We start from the raw sequence: 23,073 nt of genomic DNA, 5'->3' as shown, positions 1-23,073 counted from the left end.
CCTAAGTAAGTCGGAGCCACCGGCTCCGCCCCGGCCCTTCCCGTCCGCTCGGCCAGTCCCCACCGGAGGACCCCCACATGCGCTCGCACCTGCTCAATGACACGACCGCGGAGCAGTACCGCCGCTCCGTGACCGAAGGAGTCGAGCGGGTGGCCGCCAAACTCGCCACCACCCGGCGCCCGTTCACCGGCGTCACGGTCGACGCCCTGGCTCCCGCCATCGAGCAGATCGACCTCGACCGGCCGCTGCACGACACCACGGCGGTCCTCGACGAGCTGGAGGACGTCTACCTCCGGGACGCGATCTACTTCCACCACCCCCGCTACCTCGCCCACCTCAACTGCCCGGTCGTCATCCCGGCCGTGCTCGGCGAGGCGATCCTGTCCGCCGTCAACTCCTCCCTGGACACCTGGGACCAGTCGGCCGGCGGCACCCTCATCGAGCGCAAACTCGTCGACTGGACCGCCGCCCGCATCGGCCTCGGCGAGAACGCCGACGGCGTGTTCACCTCCGGCGGCAGCCAGTCCAACCTCCAGGCGCTGCTGCTGGCCCGCGAGGAGGCCAAGACCGAGGACCTCGGCAAACTGCGCGTCTTCGCCTCCGAGGTCAGCCACTTCAGCGTGAAGAAGTCGGCGAAGCTGCTCGGCCTCGGCCAGGACGCCGTCGTGTCGATCCCCGTCGACCACGACAAGCGGATGCAGACCGTCGCGCTCGCCCACGAGCTGGAGCGCTGCGCAATGGACGGCCTCGTCCCCATGGCCGTCGTCGCCACCGCCGGCACCACCGACTTCGGCTCGATCGACCCGCTCCCCGAGATCGCCGAGCTGTGCGCGCAGTACGGCACCTGGATGCACGTCGACGCGGCCTACGGCTGCGGACTGCTCACCTCCCTCAAGCGCCGCGCGCTGCTGGACGGCATCGAGCGGGCCGACTCGGTCACCGTCGACTACCACAAGTCCTTCTTCCAGCCGGTGAGCTCGTCCGCTGTGCTGGTGCGGGACGCGTCGACGCTGCGCCACGCCACCTACCACGCGGAGTACCTGAACCCGCGCCGGATGGTGCAGGAACGTATCCCCAACCAGGTGGACAAGTCCCTCCAGACCACCCGCCGCTTCGACGCCCTCAAGCTCTGGGTCACCCTGCGCGTCATGGGCGCCGACGGCATCGGGCAGCTCTTCGACGAGGTCTGCGACCTGGCGCAGGAGGGCTGGCGGCTGCTGGCCGCCGACCCGCGCTACGACGTCGTCGTCGAGCCGTCGCTGTCCACCCTGGTCTTCCGCTACATCCCGGCCGCTGTCACCGACCCCGCCGAGATCGACCGCGCCAACCTCTACGCCCGCAAGGCCCTCTTCGCCTCCGGCGAGGCCATCGTCGCCGGCACCAAGGTGGGCGGCCGCCACTACCTCAAGTTCACCCTGCTCAACCCTGAGACGATGGTGTCCGACATCGCCGCCGTCCTCGACCTGATCGCCGGCCACGCCGAGCAGTACCTGGGAGACTCCCTTGACCGCGCTTCCTGAATCCGCCACCAAGACCTACGACTTCGTGGGGATCGGACTCGGGCCCTTCAACCTCGGCCTCGCCTGTCTCACCGAGCCGATCGACGAACTCGACGGCGTCTTCCTGGAGTCCAAGCCCGACTTCGAGTGGCACGCCGGCATGTTCCTCGAAGGTGCCCACCTCCAGACGCCGTTCATGTCGGACCTGGTCACCCTGGCGGACCCGACGTCGCCGTACTCCTTCCTGAACTACCTGAAGGAGAAGGGCCGCCTCTACTCGTTCTACATACGCGAGAACTTCTACCCGCTGCGCGTCGAGTACGACGACTACTGCCGCTGGGCCGCGAACAAGCTGAGCAGCATCCGCTTCGGCACGACCGTCACCGAGGTGACGTACGACGAGACGGACGAGCTGTACGTCGTGACGACCGCGGCCGGTGAGACGTACCGCGCCCGCCACCTCGTGCTCGGCACCGGCACGTCGCCGCACGTCCCGGAGCCGTGCCGGGGCCTGGGCGGCGACTTCATCCACAACTCCCGCTATGTGCAGAGCAAGGCGGAACTGCAGAAGAAGAAGTCGATCACGCTGGTCGGCAGCGGCCAGTCCGCCGCCGAGATCTACTACGACCTCCTCGGTGAGATCGACGTCCACGGCTACCGGCTGAACTGGGTCACCCGTTCCCCGCGGTTCTTCCCGCTGGAGTACACCAAGCTCACGCTGGAGATGACCTCCCCGGAGTACATCGACTACTTCCGCGCCCTGCCGGAGCAGACCCGCTACCGCCTGACCGCCCAGCAGAAGGGCCTGTTCAAGGGCATCGACGGCGACCTGATCAACGAGATCTTCGACCTGCTCTACCAGAAGAACCTCGGCGGCCCGGTCCCCACCCGGCTGCTCACCAACTCGGCACTGACCAGCGCGTCTTACGAGAACGGCACATACACCCTGGGCTTCCGCCAGGAGGAACAGGAGAAGGACTTCCAGCTCAGCTCCGACGGCCTGATCCTGGCCACCGGCTACAAGTACGTCGAGCCCGAGTTCCTGAAGCCGATCGACGACCGCCTGGTCCGCGACTCCCAGGGCAGCTTCGACGTGGGCCGCAACTACGCGATCGACGTCACCGGCAGAGGCGTCTTCCTGCAGAACGCCGGCGTCCACACCCACAGCATCACCAGCCCCGACCTGGGCATGGGCGCCTACCGCAACAGCTACATCATCCGGGAGCTGCTCGGCACCGAGTACTACCCGGTGGAGAAGACGATCGCGTTCCAGGAGTTCTCGGTATGACCTTCACGTTCCGCACCCTCGACCCGCTGAAGGACGCCGAGCTCCTGCACGGCTGGGTCACCCACCCGAAGGCCGCGTTCTGGATGATGCAGGACGCGAAGCTCGAGGACGTCGAGCGCGCGTACATGGAGATAGCCGCCGACGAGCACCACCACGCGCTCCTCGGCCTCCAGGACGGCGAGCCTGCCTTCCTCATGGAGAAGTACGACCCCGCCCACCGCGAACTGGTCGGCCTGTACGAGGCCCGGCCCGGGGACGTCGGCATGCACTTCCTCACCCCGCCCACGGACAAGCCGGTGCACGGCTTCACCAAGTCCGTCATCACCGCCGTCATGGCGTACCTCTTCGAGGACCCGGCGACCGCACGGGTGGTCGTCGAACCGGACGTCCGCAACAAGGCCGTGCACGCCCTGAACGCGGCCGTCGGCTTCGTCCCGGAGCGCGAGATCGAGAAGCCGGAGAAGAAGGCGCTGCTGAGCTTCTGCACCCGGGAGCAGTTCCTGGCCGCGACGGGGGTGTCCGCATGAGCCTCGCCGACTCCGTGGCCCACCTCTCCCCCGAGCGCTGGGAGCAGGCCAACCGCCTCCTGATACGCAAGGCCCTCGCCGAGTTCGCGCACGAGCGGCTGATCACGCCCGAGCGGGACGGCGACGTCTACGTCGTCCGCAGCGACGACGGGCTGACCGGCTACCGCTTCACCGCGGCCGTCCGCGCCCTGGACCACTGGCAGATCGACGCGGACTCCATATCCCGGCACCGCGACGGTGAAGAGCTCCCGCTCGCCGCCCTGGACTTCTTCATCGAGCTGAAGGACTCCCTCGGCCTGAGCGACGAGATCCTGCCGGTCTACCTGGAGGAGATCTCCTCCACCCTCTCCGGCACCTGCTACAAGCTCACCAAGCCGCGGATCACCGCCGCGGAGCTGGCGGCCGGCGGCTTCCAGGCCATCGAGACGGGGATGACCGAGGGCCACCCCTGCTTCGTCGCCAACAACGGCCGGCTCGGCTTCGGGATCCACGAGTACCTGTCGTACGCGCCGGAGACCGCGAGCCCCGTCCGCCTGGTCTGGCTGGCCGCGCACCGCTCGCGCGCCGCGTTCACGGCGGGTGCGGGCATCGACTACGAGTCCTTCGTCCGGCAGGAGCTGGGCGAGGACACCGTCGGCCGCTTCCACGGCGTGCTGCGCGAGCGCGGCCTGGACCCGGCCGACTACCTGCTCATCCCCGTCCACCCCTGGCAGTGGTGGAACAAGCTCTCCGTCACCTTCGCCGCCGAGGTGGCCCGGCAGCACCTGGTCTGCCTGGGCGAGGGCGACGACGAGTACCTGGCCCAGCAGTCCATCCGGACGTTCTTCAACACCAGCCACCCCGAGAAGCACTACGTGAAGACGGCCCTGTCCGTCATCAACATGGGCTTCATGCGCGGGCTGTCGGCCGCCTACATGGAGGCCACCCCGGCGATCAACGACTGGCTGGCCCAGCTGATCGAGGGCGACCCGGTGCTGAAGGCGACGGGCCTGACGATCATCCGGGAGCGGGCGGCGGTCGGCTACCGGCACCTGGAGTACGAGAAGGCCACCGACCGCTACTCGCCGTACCGCAAGATGCTCGCCGCGCTGTGGCGGGAGAGCCCGGTGCCGTCGCTGCGGGACGGCGAGTCCCTGGCGACCATGGCCTCCCTGCTGCACGTCGACCACGCGGGCGCGTCCTTCGCGGGCGCGCTGATCGCCCGCTCGGGCCTGGCCCCGGCGGAGTGGCTGCGCCGCTATCTGCGGGCCTACTACACCCCGCTGCTGCACAGCTTCTACGCCTACGACCTGGTCTACATGCCGCACGGCGAGAACGTGATCCTGGTCCTGAAGGACGGCGTGGTCGAACGCGCGATCTACAAGGACATCGCCGAGGAGATCTGCGTCATGGACCCGGACGCGGTGCTGCCGCCGGAGGTCCAGCGGATCCGCGCCGAGGTCCCCGAGGACAAGAAGCTGCTGTCCGTCTTCACGGACGTCTTCGACTGCTTCTTCCGCTTCCTCGCCGTCAACCTGGCCTCCGAGGGAGTCCTGGAGGAGGACGACTTCTGGCGCACGGTCGCCGAGGTCACCCGCGAGTACCAGGAGTCGATGCCCGAACTCGCCGACAAGTTCCGGCAGTACGACATGTTCGCCCCGGAGTTCGCGCTGTCCTGCCTCAACCGGCTCCAGCTGCGCAACAACAAGCAGATGGTCGACCTCGCGGACCCGTCCGGCGCGCTCCAGCTCGTCGGCACCCTGCGGAACCCGATCGCCGGGTTCTGACCCCCTGACCAGGCGGGCACCCCGGAGACGGTCCTCCGGGGTGCCCGTCGGCGTTCCGCTCGGCTCACTCAGCGGGCCACGGCACCTGTGGCGACCGGTGGTAGCCGATGCCGAGCGCGTCCCAGCGCGGCCCCTGCGCCGCGAGCCGCGTCCGGTAGGCCTCCCAGTCGTGCGTGGCGGCCGGCGACCAGCCCAGCTCGGCGACGCCGGGCAGCCTCGGGAAGGCCATGTACTCGATGTGCGCGGAGTTCTCGAGCGTCTCCGTCCACAGCGGCGCCTCCACCCCGCGGATCGCGGAGGCGGGCGTGTCGGGCAGATAGGCGCCGGGGTCCCAGTCGTAGGACCGCCGGACGTCGACGTATCCGGCCCAGGACAGTCCGAGCAGGGTGTTCCTGTCGTACTTCATGTCGAGGTAGACCCGGTCGGCCGGGGACAGGACGATCCCCGTCCCGCTCTGTGCCGCCTTCGCCACCTGCGCCTTCTCCTCGGCGCCGGTGCCGTCCAGGCCCCAGTACTGGGCGAGCGCGCCCGCGGCCGGGGTGGCGCCGGTCAGCTGGTGCCAGCCGACGACCGTCTTGCCGTACTCGGCGACGACCGGCTGCACCCGGTCCATGAACCGCACGTAGTCCGCGTGGCTGGTGGAGTGCGCCTCGTCGCCGCCGATGTGGAGGTAGCGGCCGGGGGTGAGGGCGGCCAGCTCGCGGACGACGTCCTCCACGAAGTCGTAGGTGACCTCCTTGCCGACGCACAGCGAGCTGAAGCCCACGTCGGTGCCGGTGTACAGCGGGGGTGTCACGCCGTCGCAGTTGAGTTCGGCGTACGAGGCGAGGGCCGCGTTGGTGTGGCCCGGCATGTCTATCTCGGGGACGACCTCCAGGTGCCGGGAGGCGGCGTAGCGGACGATCTCCGTGTAGTCCGCCTTCGTGTAGTGGCCGCCGGGGCCGCCGCCGACCTCGGTGGAGCCGCCGTGGGTGGCGAGGCGCGGCCAGGAGTCGACGGCGATCCGCCAGCCCTGGTCGTCGCTGAGGTGCAGATGGAGCTTGTTGATCTTGTAGAGGGCCAGCTGGTCGATGTACCGCTTGACTTCGGCGACGGTGAAGAAGTGCCGCGACACGTCGAGCATGGCGCCCCGCCAGGAGTAGCGCGGGGTGTCCCGGATGGTGCCGCCCGCGACCGGCCAGGGCCCGGGCTGCACGGTGTCCCTCTCGACCGCGGCGGGCAACAGCTGACGGAGGGTCTGGACGCCGTGGAAGAGCCCGGCGGGCTCGGCGGCGGTGATGGTGACACCGGTGCGGCCGCTGTCGAGGCGGTAGCCCTCGGCGCCGTACGGGCCCTTCGCGAGCCGGAGCCGGATGCCGCCCGCGCCCCGGTCGGTGACGGGCAGCCGGTAGCCGGTGGAGGGCCGCAGGACGTCTGCGAGGTAGTCGCCGACCCGGCGGACCTCCCGTGTGCCGTCGACGCGGATGCGGGTGCCGTCGGTGATGCGGTACGGGGATCCGCCCGGGGCGACCGAGGCCGGGGCCGGGACCACCTGGCCGAGGGGCCTCGCCTCGGCGGGGCCGGGCGCGGGCCGGGGTGCCGCGCCGGAGGTGAGGACGCCGGCCGCCGCGACCAGCAGCAGCGAACCGAGAAGGTGCAGTCTGTGCCGTCTCACACGTGCTCCCTTCGGAATGGGTATAGACCACTCTCCCGCAGAACGAGTGAAACAATCCCCGCATGGCGGAAATCCTTCAAAAGGACGGGACTTGGACCTTAGACGGCGACGCCCTGCGGCTGACTCCCGGACGGGACAAGAGCGTCGGCCTGCTGCGCCGGACGCTCGGTGAACTCGTCGTCCCCCTGGGCGCGCTGGCGGGCATATCGTTCGAGCAGGGCAAGAAGTCCGGGCGCCTGCGCCTCAGGCTGCGCGACGGCGCCGACCCGCTGCTCCAGGCGACCGGCGGGCGGCTGACGGAACCTCACGACCCGTACCAGCTGGTCGTCGAACCGGGCCGGTACGGCGTCGCCGAGTACTTCGTGGACGAGGTGCGCAACGCCCTGCTGCTGGACCGGGTGCCCGCGGAGCCGGCCACCGAGTACCTGCTGCCGGGCCCGGCCGTCCCGCTGTCGGCCGCCGCCGGGGACGGCAGCGCGAGCTTCGACGGCGACCGGGTCCGGCTGGAGTGGAACTGGAAGACGGAGGACGCCAAGGCCGCCGCCGGCACCCGCACCCTGGCGGTCGGCGACATCGCGGCCGTGGAGTGGTATCCGGCGGTCGGCCTGGAGAACGGCCATCTGCGGTTCACCGTGAGGAACGCCCCGACCAAGGCGCCGCCCAAGTACGACCCGAACGCCGTCGAGCTGTGGGGCTTCAAGAAGGACCCGCTGATGGCCCTGGTCGCGGCGGCCGTCCAGGCCCGCCTGCCGCACCCGTCGGCACCGGACGCCGCCCCCGCCCCCGCGTCGCCGCAGCAGCAGCCGGAGGCGACGCCCGCGCCCGCCGCCGAGGACGACCACGACGCCCTGCTGCGCCGGCTGCGGGAGCTGGGCGAGCTGCACCGCTCCGGGGTCCTCACGGACGAGGAGTTCACGATGGCCAAGCAGGCGGTCCTGAAGCGGATGCAATAAGGACGTACACGGCCTATACACAGGGTCCTGCCCGCAATCGGGCAGGATTCTTGCAAAACCCAGCCCCTTACTCCAGGATCTACCGGGTGCACGACGAACTTGTTGATCATCTGACGCGGTCCACGCCCCTCAGCCGGGGCGAGGCGCTGCGCGTGGTCCAGGACGTGCTCGCCTTCTTCGACGAGACGACCGAGGAATACGTCCGTCGCCGCCACCGCGAGCTCCAGGCCCAGGGCCTGGTCAACGCGACAATCTTCGAGCGGATCGAGGCGGATCTCAAATATCGCGCGGTGGCACCGCCGGAGCTCACGCTCCGGCAGCTGCGGCGGATCGTCTACGGCTAGATCTACGGCTAGGAACACCTGTATATGTGCGGAATCGTCGGATACATCGGCAAGCGTGACGTGGCGCCGCTGCTCCTGGAAGGCCTCCAGCGCCTGGAGTACCGGGGCTACGACTCGGCCGGCATCGTCGTGACCTCCCCCAAGGCCTCCGGCCTGAAGATGGTCAAGGCCAAGGGCCGGGTCCGTGACCTGGAGGCCAAGGTCCCGGCGCGCTTCAAGGGCACCACCGGCATCGCCCACACCCGCTGGGCCACCCACGGCGCTCCCTCCGACGTGAACGCCCACCCGCACCTGGACGCCGAGGGCAAGGTCGCCGTCGTCCACAACGGCATCATCGACAACGCCGCCGACCTGCGCCGCAAGCTGGAGGCGGACGGCGTCGAGTTCCTCTCCGAGACCGACACCGAGGTCCTCGTCCACCTGATCGCCCGCTCGCAGGCCGAGAAGCTGGAGGACAAGGTCCGCGAGACCGTGCGCCTGATCGAGGGCACCTACGGCATCGCCGTCCTGCACGCCGACTTCCCGGACCGCATCGTCGTCGCCCGCAACGGCTCCCCGGTCGTCCTCGGCATCGGTGAGAAGGAGATGTTCGTCGCCTCGGACATCGCCGCGCTGGTCACCCACACCCGGCAGATAGTGACCCTCGACGACGGCGAGATGGCCACGCTGAAGGCCGACGACTTCCGCACCTACACGACGGAGGGCACCCGCACGACGGCCGAGCCCACCACCGTCGAGTGGGAGGCCGCCTCCTACGACATGGGCGGCCACGACACCTACATGCACAAGGAGATCCACGAGCAGGCCGAGGCCGTGGACCGCGTGCTGCGCGGCCGGATCGACGACCGCTTCTCCACCGTGCACCTCGGCGGCCTCAACCTGGACGCCCGTGAGGCGCGCCGGATCCGCCGGGTGAAGATCCTCGGCTGCGGCACCTCGTACCACGCGGGCATGATCGGCGCCCAGATGATCGAGGAGCTGGCCCGCATCCCCGCCGACGCCGAGCCGGCCTCCGAGTTCCGCTACCGCAACGCGGTCGTCGACCCCGACACCCTGTACATCGCCGTCTCCCAGTCCGGTGAGACGTACGACGTGCTGGCCGCCGTGCAGGAACTGAAGCGCAAGGGCGCCCGAGTGCTGGGCATCGTGAACGTCGTGGGCTCCGCGATCGCCCGCGAGGCCGACGGCGGCATCTACGTGCACGCCGGCCCCGAGGTCTGCGTCGTCTCGACCAAGTGCTTCACCAACACCTGCGTCTCCTTCGCCCTGCTCGCCCTGCACCTCGGCCGCACCCGCGACCTCTCCGTGCGCGACGGCAAGCGGATCATCGAGGGCCTGCGCAAGCTGCCCGGCCAGATCGCCGAGATGCTGGAGCAGGAAGCGGAGATCGAGAAGCTGGCCAAGGCCTACGCCGACGCCCGCTCGATGCTCTTCATCGGCCGCGTCCGGGGCTACCCGGTGGCCCGCGAGGCCTCCCTGAAGCTCAAGGAGGTCTCCTACATCCACGCCGAGGCCTACCCGGCGTCCGAGCTGAAGCACGGCCCGCTGGCCCTCATCGAGCCGGCCCTCCCCACGGTCGCGATCGTCCCCGACGACGACCTGCTGGAGAAGAACCGCGCCGCGATGGAGGAGATCAAGGCCCGCAGCGGCAAGATCCTCGCGGTCGCCCACCAGGAGCAGGAGAAGGCCGACCAGACCATCGTCGTCCCGAAGAACGAGGACGAACTGGACCCGATCCTCATGGGCATCCCGCTCCAGCTCCTCGCCTACCACACCGCCCTGGCCCTGGGCCGGGACATCGACAAGCCGCGGAACCTCGCGAAGTCGGTGACGGTCGAGTAGCAGGCCTTCGAAGGCCAGACAAAGGCCGGATAAAAGGCCGGATAAAGGACAGACAAAGGACGGACCCCCACGTGTCGCCACCGGACACGGGGGGTCCGTTTCATGTGCCGGGGCAGCCCCGGTCCCCGGCATCGGCGGCTAGCCGGTGGCCGTCACCCCCCGGCCCGCCGCGCGCCGCGACAACGAGGTCGGCCAGTGGGCCAGCGCCGCCGTCGCCGCGTACCAGGCGACGGCCCCCGCAGCCACGGCGAACCAGCCCCCGGCCTTGCCCAGTCCGCCGCTGCCGGCGAACGCGGCGACCGCGAGAAGCAGCAGGGCCACGAAGAACAGCCCGTACGACACCTGCCCCAGCTGGTCCCCGCCCGCCAGCGTGAGCGACAGCACCACGAGGGCGAACAGCAGCAGGAACAGCCCCGCCGCGTTGGCGGAGACGTCACCGGAGACGGCCCAGGTGAACCAGAGCGCCCCGAGCACGGTGAAGGCGGTGCCGTTGCCGGCGTCACGGTCGCGGAAGGCCAGCAGGCCGGTGAGGAAGAGGGCGATCCCGCCCACGTACTGGGCCACGGTGGCGGCGTCGGAGGCCGTCACGCCGTCGATCACGCCGGTGTGCCCGACGCCGACGGCGAGGAGGGTGATCCCGAGGGCGAGTCGGCCGACGATCGTGGTGGTGCTTCCCGCAGAGACGTCGTTGTCCACGGCGGGCTCCCTTCATGCATGTGCAGTTGTGCGGTGACCGGTATATGCCCTTCACAAGAGCACAAACACATCTACGCGTGAGTAGATTCACCCGTCCCACAAAGGGAGTTGGCCGTACCCACGGCCCATGTCACCTGGAATGAAGGTGAGTTGCGGAATCACGTCAGGGAATCACGATGACCGGGCGCTTCGCCCGCTTCGCGAGCCGCCCGGCGACCGAGCCGAAGATCCGGCCGACGATGCCGTGCGTGGAGCCGACGACGATGGCGTCCGCCTCGTACTCCCGCCCGACCTCCTCGAGTTCGTGGCAGATGTCGCCGCCGCGCTCGACCAGGATCCAGGGCACCTCGGACAGATAGTCCGCGCAGGCCAGTTCCAGCCCCAGCACCTCGGTGCGGTGGTCCGGCACGTCGACGAAGACCGGCGGCTCGCAGCCCGCCCACACCGTCGTCGGAAGCCGGTTGGCCACGTGGACGATGATCAGGCCCGAACGGGAACGGTGGGCCATGCCGATCGCGTACGCGAGGGCGCGCTCACTGGACGTGGAGCCGTCGAAGCCGACGACGACCCCGTGCTTGAAAGCGGGGTCGCACGCATGGCGTGGCTCTTCCGCCGCCAGGGGCTCGGCCGCCGTGGGATCGGCGACGGGCCGCTTGCGGTCCGCGGGTTCGAAGAATTCGTGACCGGCCATGGCTGTCTCGGCGTTGTGATCCTTATTGGGTGGGACGACACTGTGCGCAGGCGGAGCTGTGTCCGGGAATCATCTTCCCAACCCCATACCCCCAAGGGTACGGCGGCACGCCTCCTTCGCCCAGATCCCGCGCACCGTCCGTGGCGGTTCCCCGGAGCATGCACGAGGGTGCGCCCGTAACGCAATGGTTGCTGCCCCGTACAGGCGGTTTGCGCAGGATTCAGGCCATGTCAAGGTGACCGACCGGCCGAACCGCCGTTGAACCCCCTGCAACACCCGCAACGACCCACGCAGCGCCGCAGCGACACAGCGACACAGCGACACAGCGACACAGCGTCACAGGGAGCACACACCACCATGTCCTCACGGTCCGGGCCGGACAGCGCCACCGAGATCGTCCGCTGGGCGGCCTTCAGCTGTGTCATCGTCCCGGTGGTCCTCCTCTGGTACGGCGCCTCGCTCGCCGGCGCGGCGGGCACCGCGCTCGGTCTCGCGGCGGTCACGGCCGTGTGCCGGCTGCTGCTGCGCCAGTCGGAGCGCGGGGCGGCCCGGCTGCTCGCCGAGGAGGGCACTCCGCACCGCGGCAGGCGCCAGCGGACGGGCACCGGGGCGCATCGCGGCGGGCGTTCCGGCGGGCGGGGAAATACACCGGTCGGCTGACCGGTTTTCGCGCACGCGCCCGCATCTTTTCAGCCAACTTCTGGATGTCGCGCATCCCCTGTCCGGAACACCCTCCACCCCCCGTTTGACCTGCATGGAAAGGGTCTCCGGCGGCTCGCACACCCTACGCGGTTTGGCCACTGCGACGAGGCGCACTTCCCTGCGCGGCCCGGGAGTGCAACGCTTCGTGATCGAATGCTTTACGCCAAGTTGCCAAGTCGACAATGAGCCCGGTGCGAACCGGCCATTGGGGCTCGGCGTGACGCAGTAGATTCGATCTTGACTGTCTTTACGGCGGGGGACTCGTGCAGGACCGAGGGGAAACGTGCAGGAGCGACACAACCGAGGAGCCGCGACCACCGAGGGGGGCTTAGCAGGATGAGCCACGACTCCACTGCCACGCCGGACGCCGCGGCCCGGAAGCTCTCCGGGCGACGCCGCAAGGAGGTCGTCGCGGTACTGCTGTTCAGCGGCGGCCCCATCTTCGAGAGTTCCATACCGCTGTCGGTGTTCGGCATCGACCGCCAGGACGCCGGAGTGCCGCGCTACCGGCTGCTGGTGTGCGCGGGCGAGGAAGGCCCACTGCGGACCACAGGGGGCCTGGAACTCACCGCACCTCATGGCCTGGAGGCGATCTCGCGGGCGGGCACGGTCGTCGTGCCGGCCTGGCGGTCGATCACCTCGCCACCACCCGAGGAAGCGCTCGACGCACTGCGCCGGGCGCACGAGGAAGGCGCCCGCATCGTCGGGCTGTGCACCGGCGCCTTCGTCCTCGCGGCGGCGGGCCTGCTGGACGGCCGTCCCGCGACCACACACTGGATGTACGCGCCGACGCTGGCGAAACGCTATCCGTCGGTGCACGTGGATCCACGCGAACTCTTCGTCGACGACGGAGACGTACTGACGTCGGCGGGCACCGCGGCCGGCATCGACCTGTGCCTGCACATCGTGCGCACCGACCACGGCAACGAGGCGGCCGGCGCGCTGGCCCGCCGCCTGGTGGTGCCGCCGCGCCGGAGCGGAGGCCAGGAACGCTACCTGGACCGCTCTTTACCGGAGGAGATCGGCGCCGACCCGCTCGCCGAGGTCGTCGCCTGGGCACTGGAGCACCTCCACGAGCAGTTCGACGTGGAGACGCTCGCGGCACGGGCGTACATGAGCCGGCGCACGTTCGACCGCCGGTTCCGCTCGCTGACCGGCAGCGCCCCGCTGCAGTGGCTGATCACCCAGCGGGTGCTCCAGGCGCAGCGCCTCCTGGAGACGTCGGACTACTCGGTGGACGAGGTGGCGGGCCGCTGCGGCTTCCGCTCCCCCGTCGCGCTGCGCGGCCACTTCCGCCGTCAGCTCGGCTCGTCCCCGGCGGCGTACCGGGCCGCGTACCGGGCCCGCCGGCCGCAGGGTGACAAGCCGGCCGACGTCGAGGCCACGCCGGCCCCGAGCCACGGCGCCCTCGGCATGGGTCCCGGGCAGCCGGGCGCCGGTCAGCCCGCCCACCCCGGGCACGCGGCCGCGCACCACCAGGACCACCCGGTCCCGCTCCAGGCCCGCCGCACGGCGGCCGCGAGCACCGTCGGCGCGGGTTCCCTGGACCACCGGGACCACCGGGACGCCTACATGGCGTCGCGCGCCAGTCTCCCGGGACAGCGCAGCGGAACGTGACCGTGTGATCGCGCCGCGGGGCCACGAGGAGCCTTCCTCGTGGCCCCGCGGCGTTCTCCGCCCCCGCAAGGCGCCGACGCGGGGGATCCGCGCGCGGCCGTCGGCCGTAATGTGGACGCATGAACGATCGCATGGTGTGGATCGACTGCGAGATGACCGGCCTCTCGCTGTCCGACGACGCTCTCATCGAGGTGGCCGCCCTCGTCACCGACTCCGAGCTGAACGTGCTCGGCGAGGGCGTGGACATCGTCATCCGTCCGCCGGACCAGGCGCTGGAGACGATGCCGGAGGTGGTGCGTCAGATGCACACCGCGTCCGGTCTGCTCGCGGAGCTGCCGAACGGCACGACGCTGGCGGACGCGGAGGAACAGGTCCTGGCGTACGTACGCGAACACGTCAAGGAGCCCGGCAAGGCCCCGCTGTGCGGCAACTCGGTCGGCACGGACCGGGGCTTCCTGCTCCGTGACATGCCGACGCTGGAGGACTACCTCCACTACCGGATCGTCGACGTCTCCTCGATCAAGGAGCTGGCCCGCCGCTGGTACCCCCGGGCCTACTTCAACAGCCCGGAGAAGAACGGCAACCACCGGGCCCTCGCCGACATCCGCGAATCCATCGCCGAGCTGCGCTACTACCGCGAGGCCGTCTTCGTGCCGCAGCCCGGCCCCGACTCGGACACCGCGAAGGCGATCGCCGCCAAGCACGTCCTGCCCGCTCAGCAGGCCTGACGGAGCCCGCCGGAAGCCCGCCGGAAGGGGCGCCGCGAAACACGTGCGCGAGCACCCCTTCGGACCCTGTACACTTTTTCTCGGCCGGTCGGGGAAACGACAAAGTCCACCGCCGGTCATGGTGGGTGTAGCTCAGCTGGTAGAGCACCTGGTTGTGGTCCAGGATGCCGCGGGTTCGAGTCCCGTCACTCACCCTGAGTAATCAGCCGGTGGCCCTCGGAAGAGGGTCACCGGCTGATTGCGTTTCACCGACGTCAGGGCCCCGTCCGGTGCCGCCTCGTGTACGACCAGCTCAGCGCCGTCATCAGGAACGGGATGGCGCACAGGGGGGCGAACGCCAGGGCCCAGACCGTCTGTGCCGTGCCGCTCGACATGTACGTCCGGCTCCCGACGGTGAACGCGACCACCAGCTGCCACAGCGCCACCAGGATCAGGACGCCCGAGGTGATCCAGGCCACGGTGCCGAGGGTCCGGGGGCGCAGCGGACGCCACCGGTCGCTGACGAGCAGCAGCGGTGCCAGGGCGGCCAGCTCGGCGAGCACGGAGAGGCCGACGACGTAGGCGACGCCCCAGCCCGGAATGCCGAAGACGTCGCGCAGGACCCGGTCGCTGTAGCCGACATATATCCCGGACGCCATGGCGATGCGCCACAGGCCGGACGGGAGCGCGCACAGGGCGATGGCGTGGGCGGCGCGGCGGGCCCACAGGGGCGCCGGCGCGGGGGCGGTCGCTGTCGTCATGCGGACATGCTGGCCCGGGCGGGCCGGCCGCACATCGTCCGCTGCGGCAGCGCGTCTCCGCCCCGCGGCGGAGACGGAACGGGATCCGCCCCTCCGCTATGACGACGCCCGCTCCACCAGCTCCGTGGCCAGCACCATCTGCCTGCGCTCCAGGCCGCGCGACGCCGCCGGGCGGCGGTCCGCGATCTCGGTGAGGAGGAGGTCGATCATGCGGCGGCCCATTTCCTCGATGGGCTGGCGGACGCTGGTCAGGGGCGGGTCCAGGTGCCGGGCGATCGCGGAGTCGTCGTAGCCGACGAGCGCCACGTCGTCGGGGATGTGGCGGCCGGCCTCGCGCAGGGCGTGCCGAGCGCCCGCCGCGGTGACGTCGGACGCCGCGAAGACCGCGTCGAGGTCGGGGTGGCGGGCCAGCAGGGCGGCCATCGCGCGGCGGCCGCCCTCCTCGGTGAAGTCGCCGGCCTCGATGAGCCCTTCGTCGACCCGGTGACCGGCGTCGGCGAGCGCGTCGCGGTAGCCGTCGACGCGGCGCTGGGCGCCGTAGACGTCGAGGCGGCCGGTGATGTGCGCGACGCGGCGGCGGCCGCGGGACAGCAGGTGTTCGACGGCCGAGCGGGCGCCGCCGTAGTTGTCGGAGTCCACCGACGGCAGGGTCTCCGCGGCCGAGCGGGGACCGCTGATCACCGCGGGGATCTCCAGCTGGGCGAGGAGGTCCGGGAGCGGGTCGTCGGCGTGGACGGAGACCAGCAGGACGCCGTCGACGCGGTGCGCGGCGAGGTACTGGGCGAGCCGCTGACGCTCGCGGTCGCTGCCCGCGAAGATCAGCAGGAGCTGCATCTCCGTCTCGCTCAGCTCCGCGCCCACACCGCGCAGCATGTCCGAGAAGTACGGCTCCGCGAAGAACCGCGTCTCCGGTTCCGGGACGACCAGCGCGATCGCGTCGGTGCGGTTGGCGGCGAGGGCGCGGGCCGCCGTGTTCGGGACGTAGCCGAGTTCCGCGACGGCCGCCTCGACGGCCGCGCGGGTCGCGTCGCTGACCCGCGGCGAGCCGTTGATCACCCGGGAGACCGTGCCCCGCCCGACTCCGGCGCGTGCGGCGACCTCTTCCAGGGTCGGCCGGCCGCCGCTGCGGCCCCGCGCTCCGTGGCTTGCCATGGGCTTCGCCCTCCCGTCGTACACCCGTTGGCCTGGAATGTAACAGTGCCCCGGCCATCTGGCGCCGACGGACCGGGGGTGATCCCGGTTCCCGGATTCCAGTTAACAGGCCGATAACTGAACGCAGTTCTCCGCGTCCGCTCCCTTGACACCCCCGCTCGAACCCACGAACCTTCAACACATCACCGATGGGAGCGCTCCCACACTACCTGGCACATACACAACCCGCACGTTCCCCGCCCGAGCCGCAGCGTCACACAGCACCACGGGACACCCACGCAGCACCACGCACCACGGGACCAACCAAGTATTTCTGGCCGGGGGGTCGGCACGTCAGGGCAACTGGAGGACCCAATGCGAGCATCTACCCGTACCCGCCGCAAGGCGGTCGTCCTCGCGGCCGTCGCGTCGCTGGGCGCCGGGCTGCTGGCCGGCTGTGCCGACGACGGCGAAAACGAGTCGGGCCAGTCGAACGGCGGCGACGGCGGCGGCAAGACGACGATCACGCTGGGACTCTTCGGGACGATGGGCTTCAAGGAAGCCGGTCTCTACGACGAGTACATGAAACTCAACCCGGACATCACCATCAAGGAGAACGTCACCGAGCGGAACGAGAACTACTACCCGGCGCTGGTCAACCACCTCACCACCAACAGCGGCCTGATGGACATCCAGGCCGTCGAGGTTGGCAACATCGCCGAGGTCGTCGCGACCCAGTCGTCCAAGCTGCTCGACCTGTCGAAGTACGGCAAGGAGGGCGACTACCTCGAGTGGAAGTGGAAGCAGGCCACCACCTCCGACGGCCAGACGATCGGCCTCGGCACCGACGTCGGCCCGATGGCCATCTGCTACCGCACCGACCTCTTCGAGAAGGCCGGGCTGCCCACCGACCGCGAGGAGGTCGGCAAGCTGTGGGCGGGCGACTGGGAGAAGTTCGTCGACGTCGGCCGCGACTACCAGAAGAAGGCGCCCAAGGGCACCTACTTCATGGACTCTCCCGGCGGTCTGATCAACGCGATCCTCAGCAGTGAGACCGAGCGGTTCTACGACTCCTCCGGCAAGGTCATCTACAAGTCCAACCCGGCCGTCAAGGACGCCTTCGACCTCACCGCGGCCGCCGCCGAGGACGGACTGCTCGGCAACCAGACCCAGTTCCAGCCGGCCTGGGACCAGACGATCGCCAACAGCAAGTTCGCGGCGGTCTCCTGCCCGCCGTGGATGCTCGGCACCATCAAGGGCAAGTCGAAGCCGGAGTCCAAGGGCAAGTGGGACGTCGCCCAGGCGCCCAAGTCCGGCAACTGGGGCGGCTCCTTCCTGGCCGTGCCGAAGTCCGGCAAGAACACCGAGGAGGCCGCCAAGCTGGCCGCCTGGCTGACCGCGCCGGAGCAGCAGGCCAAGCTGTTCAAGGTGCAGGGCGGCTTCCCGAGCACCCCGGCCGCGTACACGATGCCCGAGGTCACCGGCGGCAAGAACGAGATGACCGGTGACGCCCCGATCGGCGAGATCTTCGCCGAGGCCGCCAAGAACGCCCCCGTCCAGGTGATCGGCCCGAAGGACCAGATCATCCAGCAGGGCCTCACCGACAACGGCGTCATCCTCGTCACCCAGGGCAAGTCGCCCGAGGAGGCCTGGGAGACGGCCGTGAAGACCATCGACAACAACCTGGACCAGTGACCCGTATGACCACTGGGCACGACACCGCCGCCGCGGCCCCCTCCAAGGAGGGGGGCGCGGCCCCGGGCCGCCCGGCCGGCGACCCCGCGTCCGCCGAGAAGGAGCAGCGCCGACGGACCCGGCTGTCCCGCCGCTGGCAGCGGGACGTCCGCTGGAGCCCGTACGCGTTCGTCTCCCCGTTCTTCCTGCTGTTCGTGGCCTTCGGCCTGTTCCCGCTGATCTACACGGGCTGGGCCTCGCTGCACCAGGTGGAGCTGACCGCGCCCACCGACATGAACTGGGTCGGGCTGCGCAACTACACCCGGATCTTCGACGACGAGTTCTTCTGGAACGCGGCGCAGAACACCCTCACCATCGGCATCATCTCCACCGTCCCGCAGCTGCTGATGGCGATGGGCCTCGCCCACATCCTGAACTACAAGCTGCGCGCCTCGACCTTCTACCGGGTCGTGATGCTCGCGCCGTACGCGACCTCGATCGCCGCCGCCTCGCTGGTCTTCGTGCTGCTCTTCGGCCGTGACTACGGCATGATCAACTGGGCGCTGGGCATGGTCGGCATCGACAACATCGACTGGCAGAACGAGACCTGGGCCTCCCAGGTCGCCGTGTCGACGATCGTGATCTGGCGCTGGACCGGCTACAACGCGCTGATCTATCTGGCGGCGATGCAGGCGATCCCGCAGGACCTGTACGAGTCGGCGGCGCTCGACGGCGCCAACCGCTGGCAGCAGTTCTTCCATGTGACGCTGCCGTCGCTGCGGCCGACCATCCTGTTCACCACGGTCGTCTCGACGATCGGCGCCTCGCAGCTGTTCGGCGAGCCGCTGCTGTTCGACGCGAACAAGGGCGCCTCGGGCGGGTCCCAGCACCAGTTCCAGACACTCGGCCTGTACCTGTACGAGCAGGGCTGGGTCAACCAGCACCTCGGCCGGGCCTCCGCCATCGCCTGGACGATGTTCCTGATCCTCATCCTGATCGGGATCGTCAACTACGTCATCTCGCGCCGGCTGCGCGCCAGTAGTTAGGAGAACCGGCCGTGACGACGACACTGACTCCGCCGGATCCGGACATCGAGGAGCAGCCGAAGCGCTCGCGCCGGCCGCGGTCCGCGCGCGCGGGCGGGCAGATGCACGCCGGCCCGGTCGCGTACGTGATCCTCGCCCTGTTCACCATCGGCTCGCTGTTCCCGCTGGTGTGGACGGCGATCGCCGCCTCCCGCGACAACAACCGGCTGGCCGAGACCCCGCCGCCGCTCTGGTTCGGCGCCAACCTCTTCGACAACCTCGAACTGGCCTGGACCGATGCCAACCTGGGCGAGGCGTTCCTCAACACCACCATCGTGGCCGGGATCTCCGCGGTCACCATCGTCTTCCTGTCGACGATCGCCGGCTTCGCCTTCGCCAAGCTGCGCTTCAAGGGCCGCAACGCCCTGATGCTGATCGTCGTCGGCACGATGATGGTTCCGCCGCAGCTCAGCGTGATCCCGCTGTACATGATGGTTGCCAAGCTCGACTGGACCGATCAGCTCCAGGCGGTGATCTTCCCGTCGCTGGTGAGCGCGTTCGGCGTGTTCTTCATGCGGCAGTACCTGATCCAGGCGCTGCCGGACGAGATCATCGAGGCCGCCCGGATGGACGGCGCGAGCAGCTGGCGTGTGGTGTGGCACGTGGTGTTCCCGGCGGCGCGGCCCGCGATGGCCGTGCTGGGCATGCTGATGTTCGTGCAGACCTGGAACGACTTCCTGTGGCCGTTCCTGGTGCTGACCCAGACCGGCAATCCCACGGTGCAGGTCGCCGTGGCGGGCCTGGGCCGCGGTTACACCCCCGACCAGTCCCTGATCATGGCGGGCGCGCTGCTCGGCACGCTGCCGCTGCTGCTGGTCTTCGCGATCTTCGGCAAGCAGATCGTGGGCGGCATCATGCAGGGCGCGGTCAAGGGCTGACGCCTGTTTCTCCCAGGGGGCCGGGTCACCGCAGCCTCGGCCCCTCCTTCACTTCCCCCCTCTCCCCCACCTTTTCCACGTCGGTCTCCACGACCCCATTGGGAGCGCTTCCATGCCTGAGCCCGTCAATCCGGCGACCCCGGCTACCCCCGATTCCTTCCCCCCGGCCTTCCTCTGGGGCGCGGCCACCTCCGCCTACCAGATCGAGGGCGCGGTCCGCGAGGGCGGCCGGACCCCGTCGATCTGGGACACCTTCAGCCATACGCCGGGCAGGACGGCCGGCGGCGACACCGGTGACATCGCTGTCGACCACTACCACCGCTTCCGCGAGGACGTGGCCCTGATGGCGGAGCTGGGCCTCACCGCGTACCGCTTCTCCATCTCCTGGTCCAGGGTGCAGCCCACCGGCCGCGGCCCCGCCGTCCAGGTCGGCCTGGACTTCTACCGCCGGCTGGTGGACGAGCTGCTCGCGCACGGCATCAAGCCGGCCGTCACCCTCTACCACTGGGACCTGCCGCAGGAGCTGGAGGACGCGGGCGGCTGGCCGGAGCGCGACACCGCCTACCGCTTCGCCGAGTACGCGCAGATCGTCGGCGAGGCCCTGGGCGACCGGGTCGAGCAGTGGATCACCCTCAACGAGCCGTGGTGCAGCGCCTTCCTCGGCTACGGCTCCGGTGTGCACGCCCCGGGCCGCACCGAACCGGCGGCGACCCTGCGCGCCGCGCACCACCTCAACCTGGCGCACGGCCTCGGCGCGACCGCGCTGCGCTCGGTGATGCCGGCCCGCAACTCGGTCGCGGTCTCCCTCAACTCCTCCGTCGTCCGCACGGTCTCGCAGGACCCGGCGGACCTGGCGGCGGCGCGGAAGATCGACGACCTGGCCAACGGCGTCTTCCACGGCCCGATGCTGCACGGCGCCTACCCGGAGACCCTGTTCGCGGCGACGGCGTCGGTCACCGACTGGTCGTACGTCCAGGACGGCGACCTGGCGATCATCAACCAGCCGCTGGACGCGCTGGGCCTCAACTACTACACGCCGACCCTGGTCTCCGCGGCCGACCCGTCGGCGAAGGGCCCGCGGGCCGACGGTCACGGGGCCAGCGAGCACTCGCCGTGGCCGGGCGCCGACGAAGTGGCGTTCCACCAGACGCCGGGCGAGCGCACCGAGATGGGCTGGACCATCGACCCGACCGGCCTGCACGACCTGATCATGCGCTACACCCGGGAGGCCCCGGGGCTGCCGCTCTACATCACCGAGAACGGCGCGGCCTACGACGACAAGCCCGACCCGGAGGGCCGCGTCCACGACCCCGAGCGGATCGCCTACCTGCACGGCCACCTGTCGGCCGTCCGCCGGGCGATCACGGACGGCGCCGACGTCCGCGGCTACTACCTGTGGTCCTTGATGGACAACTTCGAGTGGGCGTACGGCTACGGCAAGCGGTTCGGCGCGGTGTACGTCGACTACTCCACGCTGGAGCGCACCCCGAAGTCGAGCGCCCTCTGGTACGGGCGCGCGGCCCGCTCCGGCGCGCTGCCCGAGCCGGCGACCGAGAGCGCCTGACCCGGGGGCCCTTGGGAAAGGGGGCGGGGCGCGACACCGTGGGGGGGTGTCGCGCCCCGCGTTTCTCGTGGGGGCCGGAGCCGGCTGCCGGGCGGGGGCCTGGGGCCGGGGCTTACTTGTAGGCGGCGAACGCCTTCGTGAAGGCGTACTTCTCCTGGACGATGGAGCTGCACGTGGCGTCGGCGTGGTTCTGCGCGCCGCCGGCGCACTGCTTGTCGCGGGTGCCGGACCACATCGACAGCCAGCCGAGGCCCTTGGCCTTGGCGAAGTCCACCAGCTGCGCGGCGTCGTCGACCTTGAAGATCTCGGAGGTCACGTCGTTCACGCCGATCATCGGGGTGACCGCGACCGTCTTCCACGCCGCGCTGTCGGACAGGCCGAGGACGCTCTTGATCTGGGCCTGGGTGGCGGTGGCGGCCTGCTCGGCGTAGGTGCCCATGTCGCCGCTGTACGCCGGGCCGTAGTCCATCGCCATGATGTTGACGGTGTCGATCGCGACGCCGTTCTTCTTGGCGTCGGCGAGCAGGTTCACGCCGTCCTGGGTCAGGCCCTCGGGCATGACGGGGAGGGTGAAGGAGACGTCCAGGTCCGGGTGCTGCTTCTGGAGCTTGGCGATGGCCTGCGCGCGGCGGGTGTTGGCGGCCGCGTTGGGCAGCGCGCCGCCCTCGACGTCGAAGTCGACCTTGGTGAGCGCGTAGGCGTCCACGACCTTGCCGTACGCCGCCGCCAGCGCGTCCGCCGAGGAGCAGGCGGTGGCCAGCTCGGAGCCGGCCGCGCCGCCGAAGGAGACCCGGACGTCCCCGCCCTTGGCGCGCAGCGCGCCGATCTGCGCGGCCACCGCGTCGCTCGCCAGGTCGGTGACGCCGCCCCACTTCGGGGTGCAGCCGCCGCCGTCGGTGACGAAGGCGAGGTTGTAGTCCTTCACGCCGGTGGCGTCGGCGGCGGCGAGCAGGTCGAAGGCCGGGTAGAGGGAGGTGTCGACGTACGGGGCGAAGCCGGCGGTGGCGGGGCTGCCGGTGCCGGTGCTCTCCGAGGGCTTCGGGGTGGCGGTGGGCGTCGGGGTCGAGGTGGGGGCCGGGGTCTGGGAGGGGCTCTGGGACGTTGTCGCGGTGGGCGTCGGGGACTGGGTGGGGCGGCCGGTCGGCTCCGGGGTGGCACCGCCGTCGGCGGAACACTTCGTGCCGTCGATGCGGCAGCCGGTCGGGTCCCCCGAGCCGTTGACGACGAAGCCCACGGTGACGGACTCGCCGACGGCCAGGCCGTCCGCGTCCCACTTCGGGGGCTTCACGGTGATGTGCCGGCCGCTGACGCTGGACTCGCCGTTCCACAGCGAGCCGAGCTTCGACCCGGCGGGCAGGTCGAACTCCAGGGTCCAGTCGGCCTTCGCCTTGCCGCTGTCGTTGGTGACGACGTACTGCGCGGTGTAGCCCGTCGACCAGTCGCTGGTCCTCGTGTACGCGGCGCCGACGCCGGCCGCCTGCGCGGTGCCGGTGAACAGGACGGCCCCGCCGCCCGCCACGGCCGCCGCGACCACGCCCCCGATCGCCTTGTTCCTGCCGCTGATCCTGCGCCGGTGCGTGCTCATCGCGTGCCTGCCTTAACTGTTCACGGGGTTGTGTGGTCGGGTGCGGCAGCACGCTAGCGATCCGGAATCCGGCAAATCGCCTGATCCGGACCGGGGTTGCGGATCTTAG

Annotated in this window: 20 protein-coding genes and 1 tRNA gene; 15 read left to right on the top strand and 6 right to left on the bottom strand. The window is 70.3% G+C overall.

The annotated features are described in order from the left end of the window. Positions 1-77: 77 nt before the first annotated feature. The 4 genes from desA to ACSU6L_RS23590 are packed head-to-tail and all read left to right on the top strand — an operon-like array spanning position 78 to position 5,080. Positions 78-1,520, top strand: coding sequence for a lysine decarboxylase DesA (gene desA / locus ACSU6L_RS23605; RefSeq protein WP_437059777.1), 1,443 nt, complete (start codon positions 78-80; stop codon positions 1,518-1,520). Then, positions 1,504-2,787, top strand: a complete 1,284-nt coding sequence (locus ACSU6L_RS23600; protein ID WP_437059775.1) for a lysine N(6)-hydroxylase/L-ornithine N(5)-oxygenase family protein — start codon at positions 1,504-1,506, stop codon at positions 2,785-2,787. The genes desA and ACSU6L_RS23600 overlap by 17 nt, the downstream gene beginning before the upstream one ends. Next, positions 2,784-3,314 carry a GNAT family N-acetyltransferase gene (locus ACSU6L_RS23595; RefSeq protein WP_437059773.1) on the top strand — a complete coding sequence of 177 codons (531 nt, stop codon included), beginning with the start codon at positions 2,784-2,786 and terminating at the stop codon, positions 3,312-3,314. Before ACSU6L_RS23600 ends, ACSU6L_RS23595 begins: the two co-directional genes overlap by 4 nt. Beyond that, a complete protein-coding gene (locus tag ACSU6L_RS23590) occupies positions 3,311-5,080 on the top strand; it encodes an IucA/IucC family protein (protein ID WP_437059771.1) in 1,770 nt (589 codons plus the stop codon). The genes ACSU6L_RS23595 and ACSU6L_RS23590 overlap by 4 nt, the downstream gene beginning before the upstream one ends. A gap of 64 nt (positions 5,081-5,144) precedes the next feature. Here the strand turns inward: ACSU6L_RS23590 and ACSU6L_RS23585 are convergent, their stop codons facing one another. Then, complete coding sequence (locus ACSU6L_RS23585; protein ID WP_437059770.1) at positions 5,145-6,734, bottom strand: beta-N-acetylhexosaminidase; 1,590 nt, start codon at positions 6,732-6,734, stop codon at positions 5,145-5,147. A gap of 62 nt (positions 6,735-6,796) precedes the next feature. On the opposite strand from ACSU6L_RS23585, the gene ACSU6L_RS23580 reads away from it, so the two are divergent. From ACSU6L_RS23580 to glmS, 3 genes are all read left to right on the top strand, one after another. Further along, positions 6,797-7,687: a DUF4429 domain-containing protein gene (locus ACSU6L_RS23580; protein ID WP_437059768.1), complete on the top strand. Its 891-nt coding sequence runs from the start codon at positions 6,797-6,799 to the stop codon at positions 7,685-7,687. Between the two features lie 86 nt (positions 7,688-7,773). Further along, entirely contained in the window at positions 7,774-8,031 is a 258-nt protein-coding gene (locus ACSU6L_RS23575; RefSeq protein WP_073938352.1) for a hypothetical protein, read from the top strand. A gap of 24 nt (positions 8,032-8,055) precedes the next feature. Beyond that, a complete protein-coding gene (gene glmS, locus ACSU6L_RS23570; RefSeq protein ID WP_365510765.1) occupies positions 8,056-9,873 on the top strand; it encodes a glutamine--fructose-6-phosphate transaminase (isomerizing) in 1,818 nt (605 codons plus the stop codon). A 138-nt stretch (positions 9,874-10,011) separates the two neighbouring features. Here the strand turns inward: glmS and ACSU6L_RS23565 are convergent, their stop codons facing one another. Beyond that, entirely contained in the window at positions 10,012-10,569 is a 558-nt protein-coding gene (locus tag ACSU6L_RS23565) for a GPR1/FUN34/YaaH family transporter (RefSeq protein ID WP_437059765.1), read from the bottom strand. A 163-nt stretch (positions 10,570-10,732) separates the two neighbouring features. Continuing rightward, positions 10,733-11,260 carry a universal stress protein gene (locus tag ACSU6L_RS23560; RefSeq protein WP_073938349.1) on the bottom strand — a complete coding sequence of 176 codons (528 nt, stop codon included), beginning with the start codon at positions 11,258-11,260 and terminating at the stop codon, positions 10,733-10,735. A 357-nt stretch (positions 11,261-11,617) separates the two neighbouring features. On the opposite strand from ACSU6L_RS23560, the gene ACSU6L_RS23555 reads away from it, so the two are divergent. The 4 genes from ACSU6L_RS23555 to ACSU6L_RS23540 all read left to right on the top strand — a co-directional run bounded on the left by ACSU6L_RS23555 (position 11,618) and on the right by ACSU6L_RS23540 (position 14,501). After that, positions 11,618-11,920, top strand: coding sequence for a hypothetical protein (locus ACSU6L_RS23555; RefSeq protein ID WP_437059763.1), 303 nt, complete (start codon positions 11,618-11,620; stop codon positions 11,918-11,920). Between the two features lie 378 nt (positions 11,921-12,298). Beyond that, positions 12,299-13,579, top strand: coding sequence for a helix-turn-helix domain-containing protein (locus ACSU6L_RS23550; protein ID WP_437059761.1), 1,281 nt, complete (start codon positions 12,299-12,301; stop codon positions 13,577-13,579). Between the two features lie 119 nt (positions 13,580-13,698). Next, positions 13,699-14,307, top strand: coding sequence for an oligoribonuclease (gene orn / locus ACSU6L_RS23545; protein WP_073938346.1), 609 nt, complete (start codon positions 13,699-13,701; stop codon positions 14,305-14,307). Between the two features lie 121 nt (positions 14,308-14,428). Further along, positions 14,429-14,501: transfer RNA gene (locus ACSU6L_RS23540), tRNA-His, on the top strand. A 60-nt stretch (positions 14,502-14,561) separates the two neighbouring features. On the opposite strand, the gene ACSU6L_RS23535 is transcribed toward ACSU6L_RS23540, so the two are convergent. Together ACSU6L_RS23535 and ACSU6L_RS23530 are read right to left on the bottom strand one after the other, a co-directional pair. Next, on the bottom strand, positions 14,562-15,047 hold the full coding sequence (locus ACSU6L_RS23535) for a hypothetical protein (protein ID WP_437059758.1): 486 nt from the start codon (positions 15,045-15,047) through the stop codon (positions 14,562-14,564). 96 nt (positions 15,048-15,143) lie between these two features. Beyond that, positions 15,144-16,199, bottom strand: coding sequence for a LacI family DNA-binding transcriptional regulator (locus ACSU6L_RS23530; RefSeq protein WP_437059756.1), 1,056 nt, complete (start codon positions 16,197-16,199; stop codon positions 15,144-15,146). Between the two features lie 354 nt (positions 16,200-16,553). Between ACSU6L_RS23530 and ACSU6L_RS23525 the strand changes: the two genes are divergently transcribed. The 4 genes from ACSU6L_RS23525 to ACSU6L_RS23510 all read left to right on the top strand — a co-directional run bounded on the left by ACSU6L_RS23525 (position 16,554) and on the right by ACSU6L_RS23510 (position 21,379). Beyond that, positions 16,554-17,873, top strand: coding sequence for an ABC transporter substrate-binding protein (locus tag ACSU6L_RS23525; protein ID WP_437059754.1), 1,320 nt, complete (start codon positions 16,554-16,556; stop codon positions 17,871-17,873). Positions 17,874-17,878: 5 nt separating this feature from the next. After that, the gene (locus ACSU6L_RS23520) at positions 17,879-18,898 is read left to right on the top strand and encodes a carbohydrate ABC transporter permease (protein WP_437059752.1); all 1,020 of its coding nucleotides are present in this window, start codon (positions 17,879-17,881) and stop codon (positions 18,896-18,898) included. Between the two features lie 11 nt (positions 18,899-18,909). Continuing rightward, positions 18,910-19,815, top strand: coding sequence for a carbohydrate ABC transporter permease (locus tag ACSU6L_RS23515; protein ID WP_437059750.1), 906 nt, complete (start codon positions 18,910-18,912; stop codon positions 19,813-19,815). A gap of 112 nt (positions 19,816-19,927) precedes the next feature. Continuing rightward, positions 19,928-21,379 (top strand): GH1 family beta-glucosidase, encoded by a 1,452-nt coding sequence (locus tag ACSU6L_RS23510; RefSeq protein WP_437059748.1) that lies wholly within the window; start codon positions 19,928-19,930, stop codon positions 21,377-21,379. Between the two features lie 112 nt (positions 21,380-21,491). Here ACSU6L_RS23510 and ACSU6L_RS23505 read toward each other — a convergent pair whose 3' ends face one another. Further along, positions 21,492-22,964: a glycoside hydrolase family 18 protein gene (locus ACSU6L_RS23505; protein WP_437059746.1), complete on the bottom strand. Its 1,473-nt coding sequence runs from the start codon at positions 22,962-22,964 to the stop codon at positions 21,492-21,494. Positions 22,965-23,073 lie beyond the last annotated feature (109 nt).

The sequence above is a fragment of the Streptomyces sp. enrichment culture genome (genome assembly GCF_964272855.1).
Classification (GTDB): domain Bacteria; phylum Actinomycetota; class Actinomycetes; order Streptomycetales; family Streptomycetaceae; genus Streptomyces.
The sequence above is the reverse complement of the archived record's forward strand: the minus strand, read 5'-3'. Positions and strand labels throughout refer to the sequence as shown.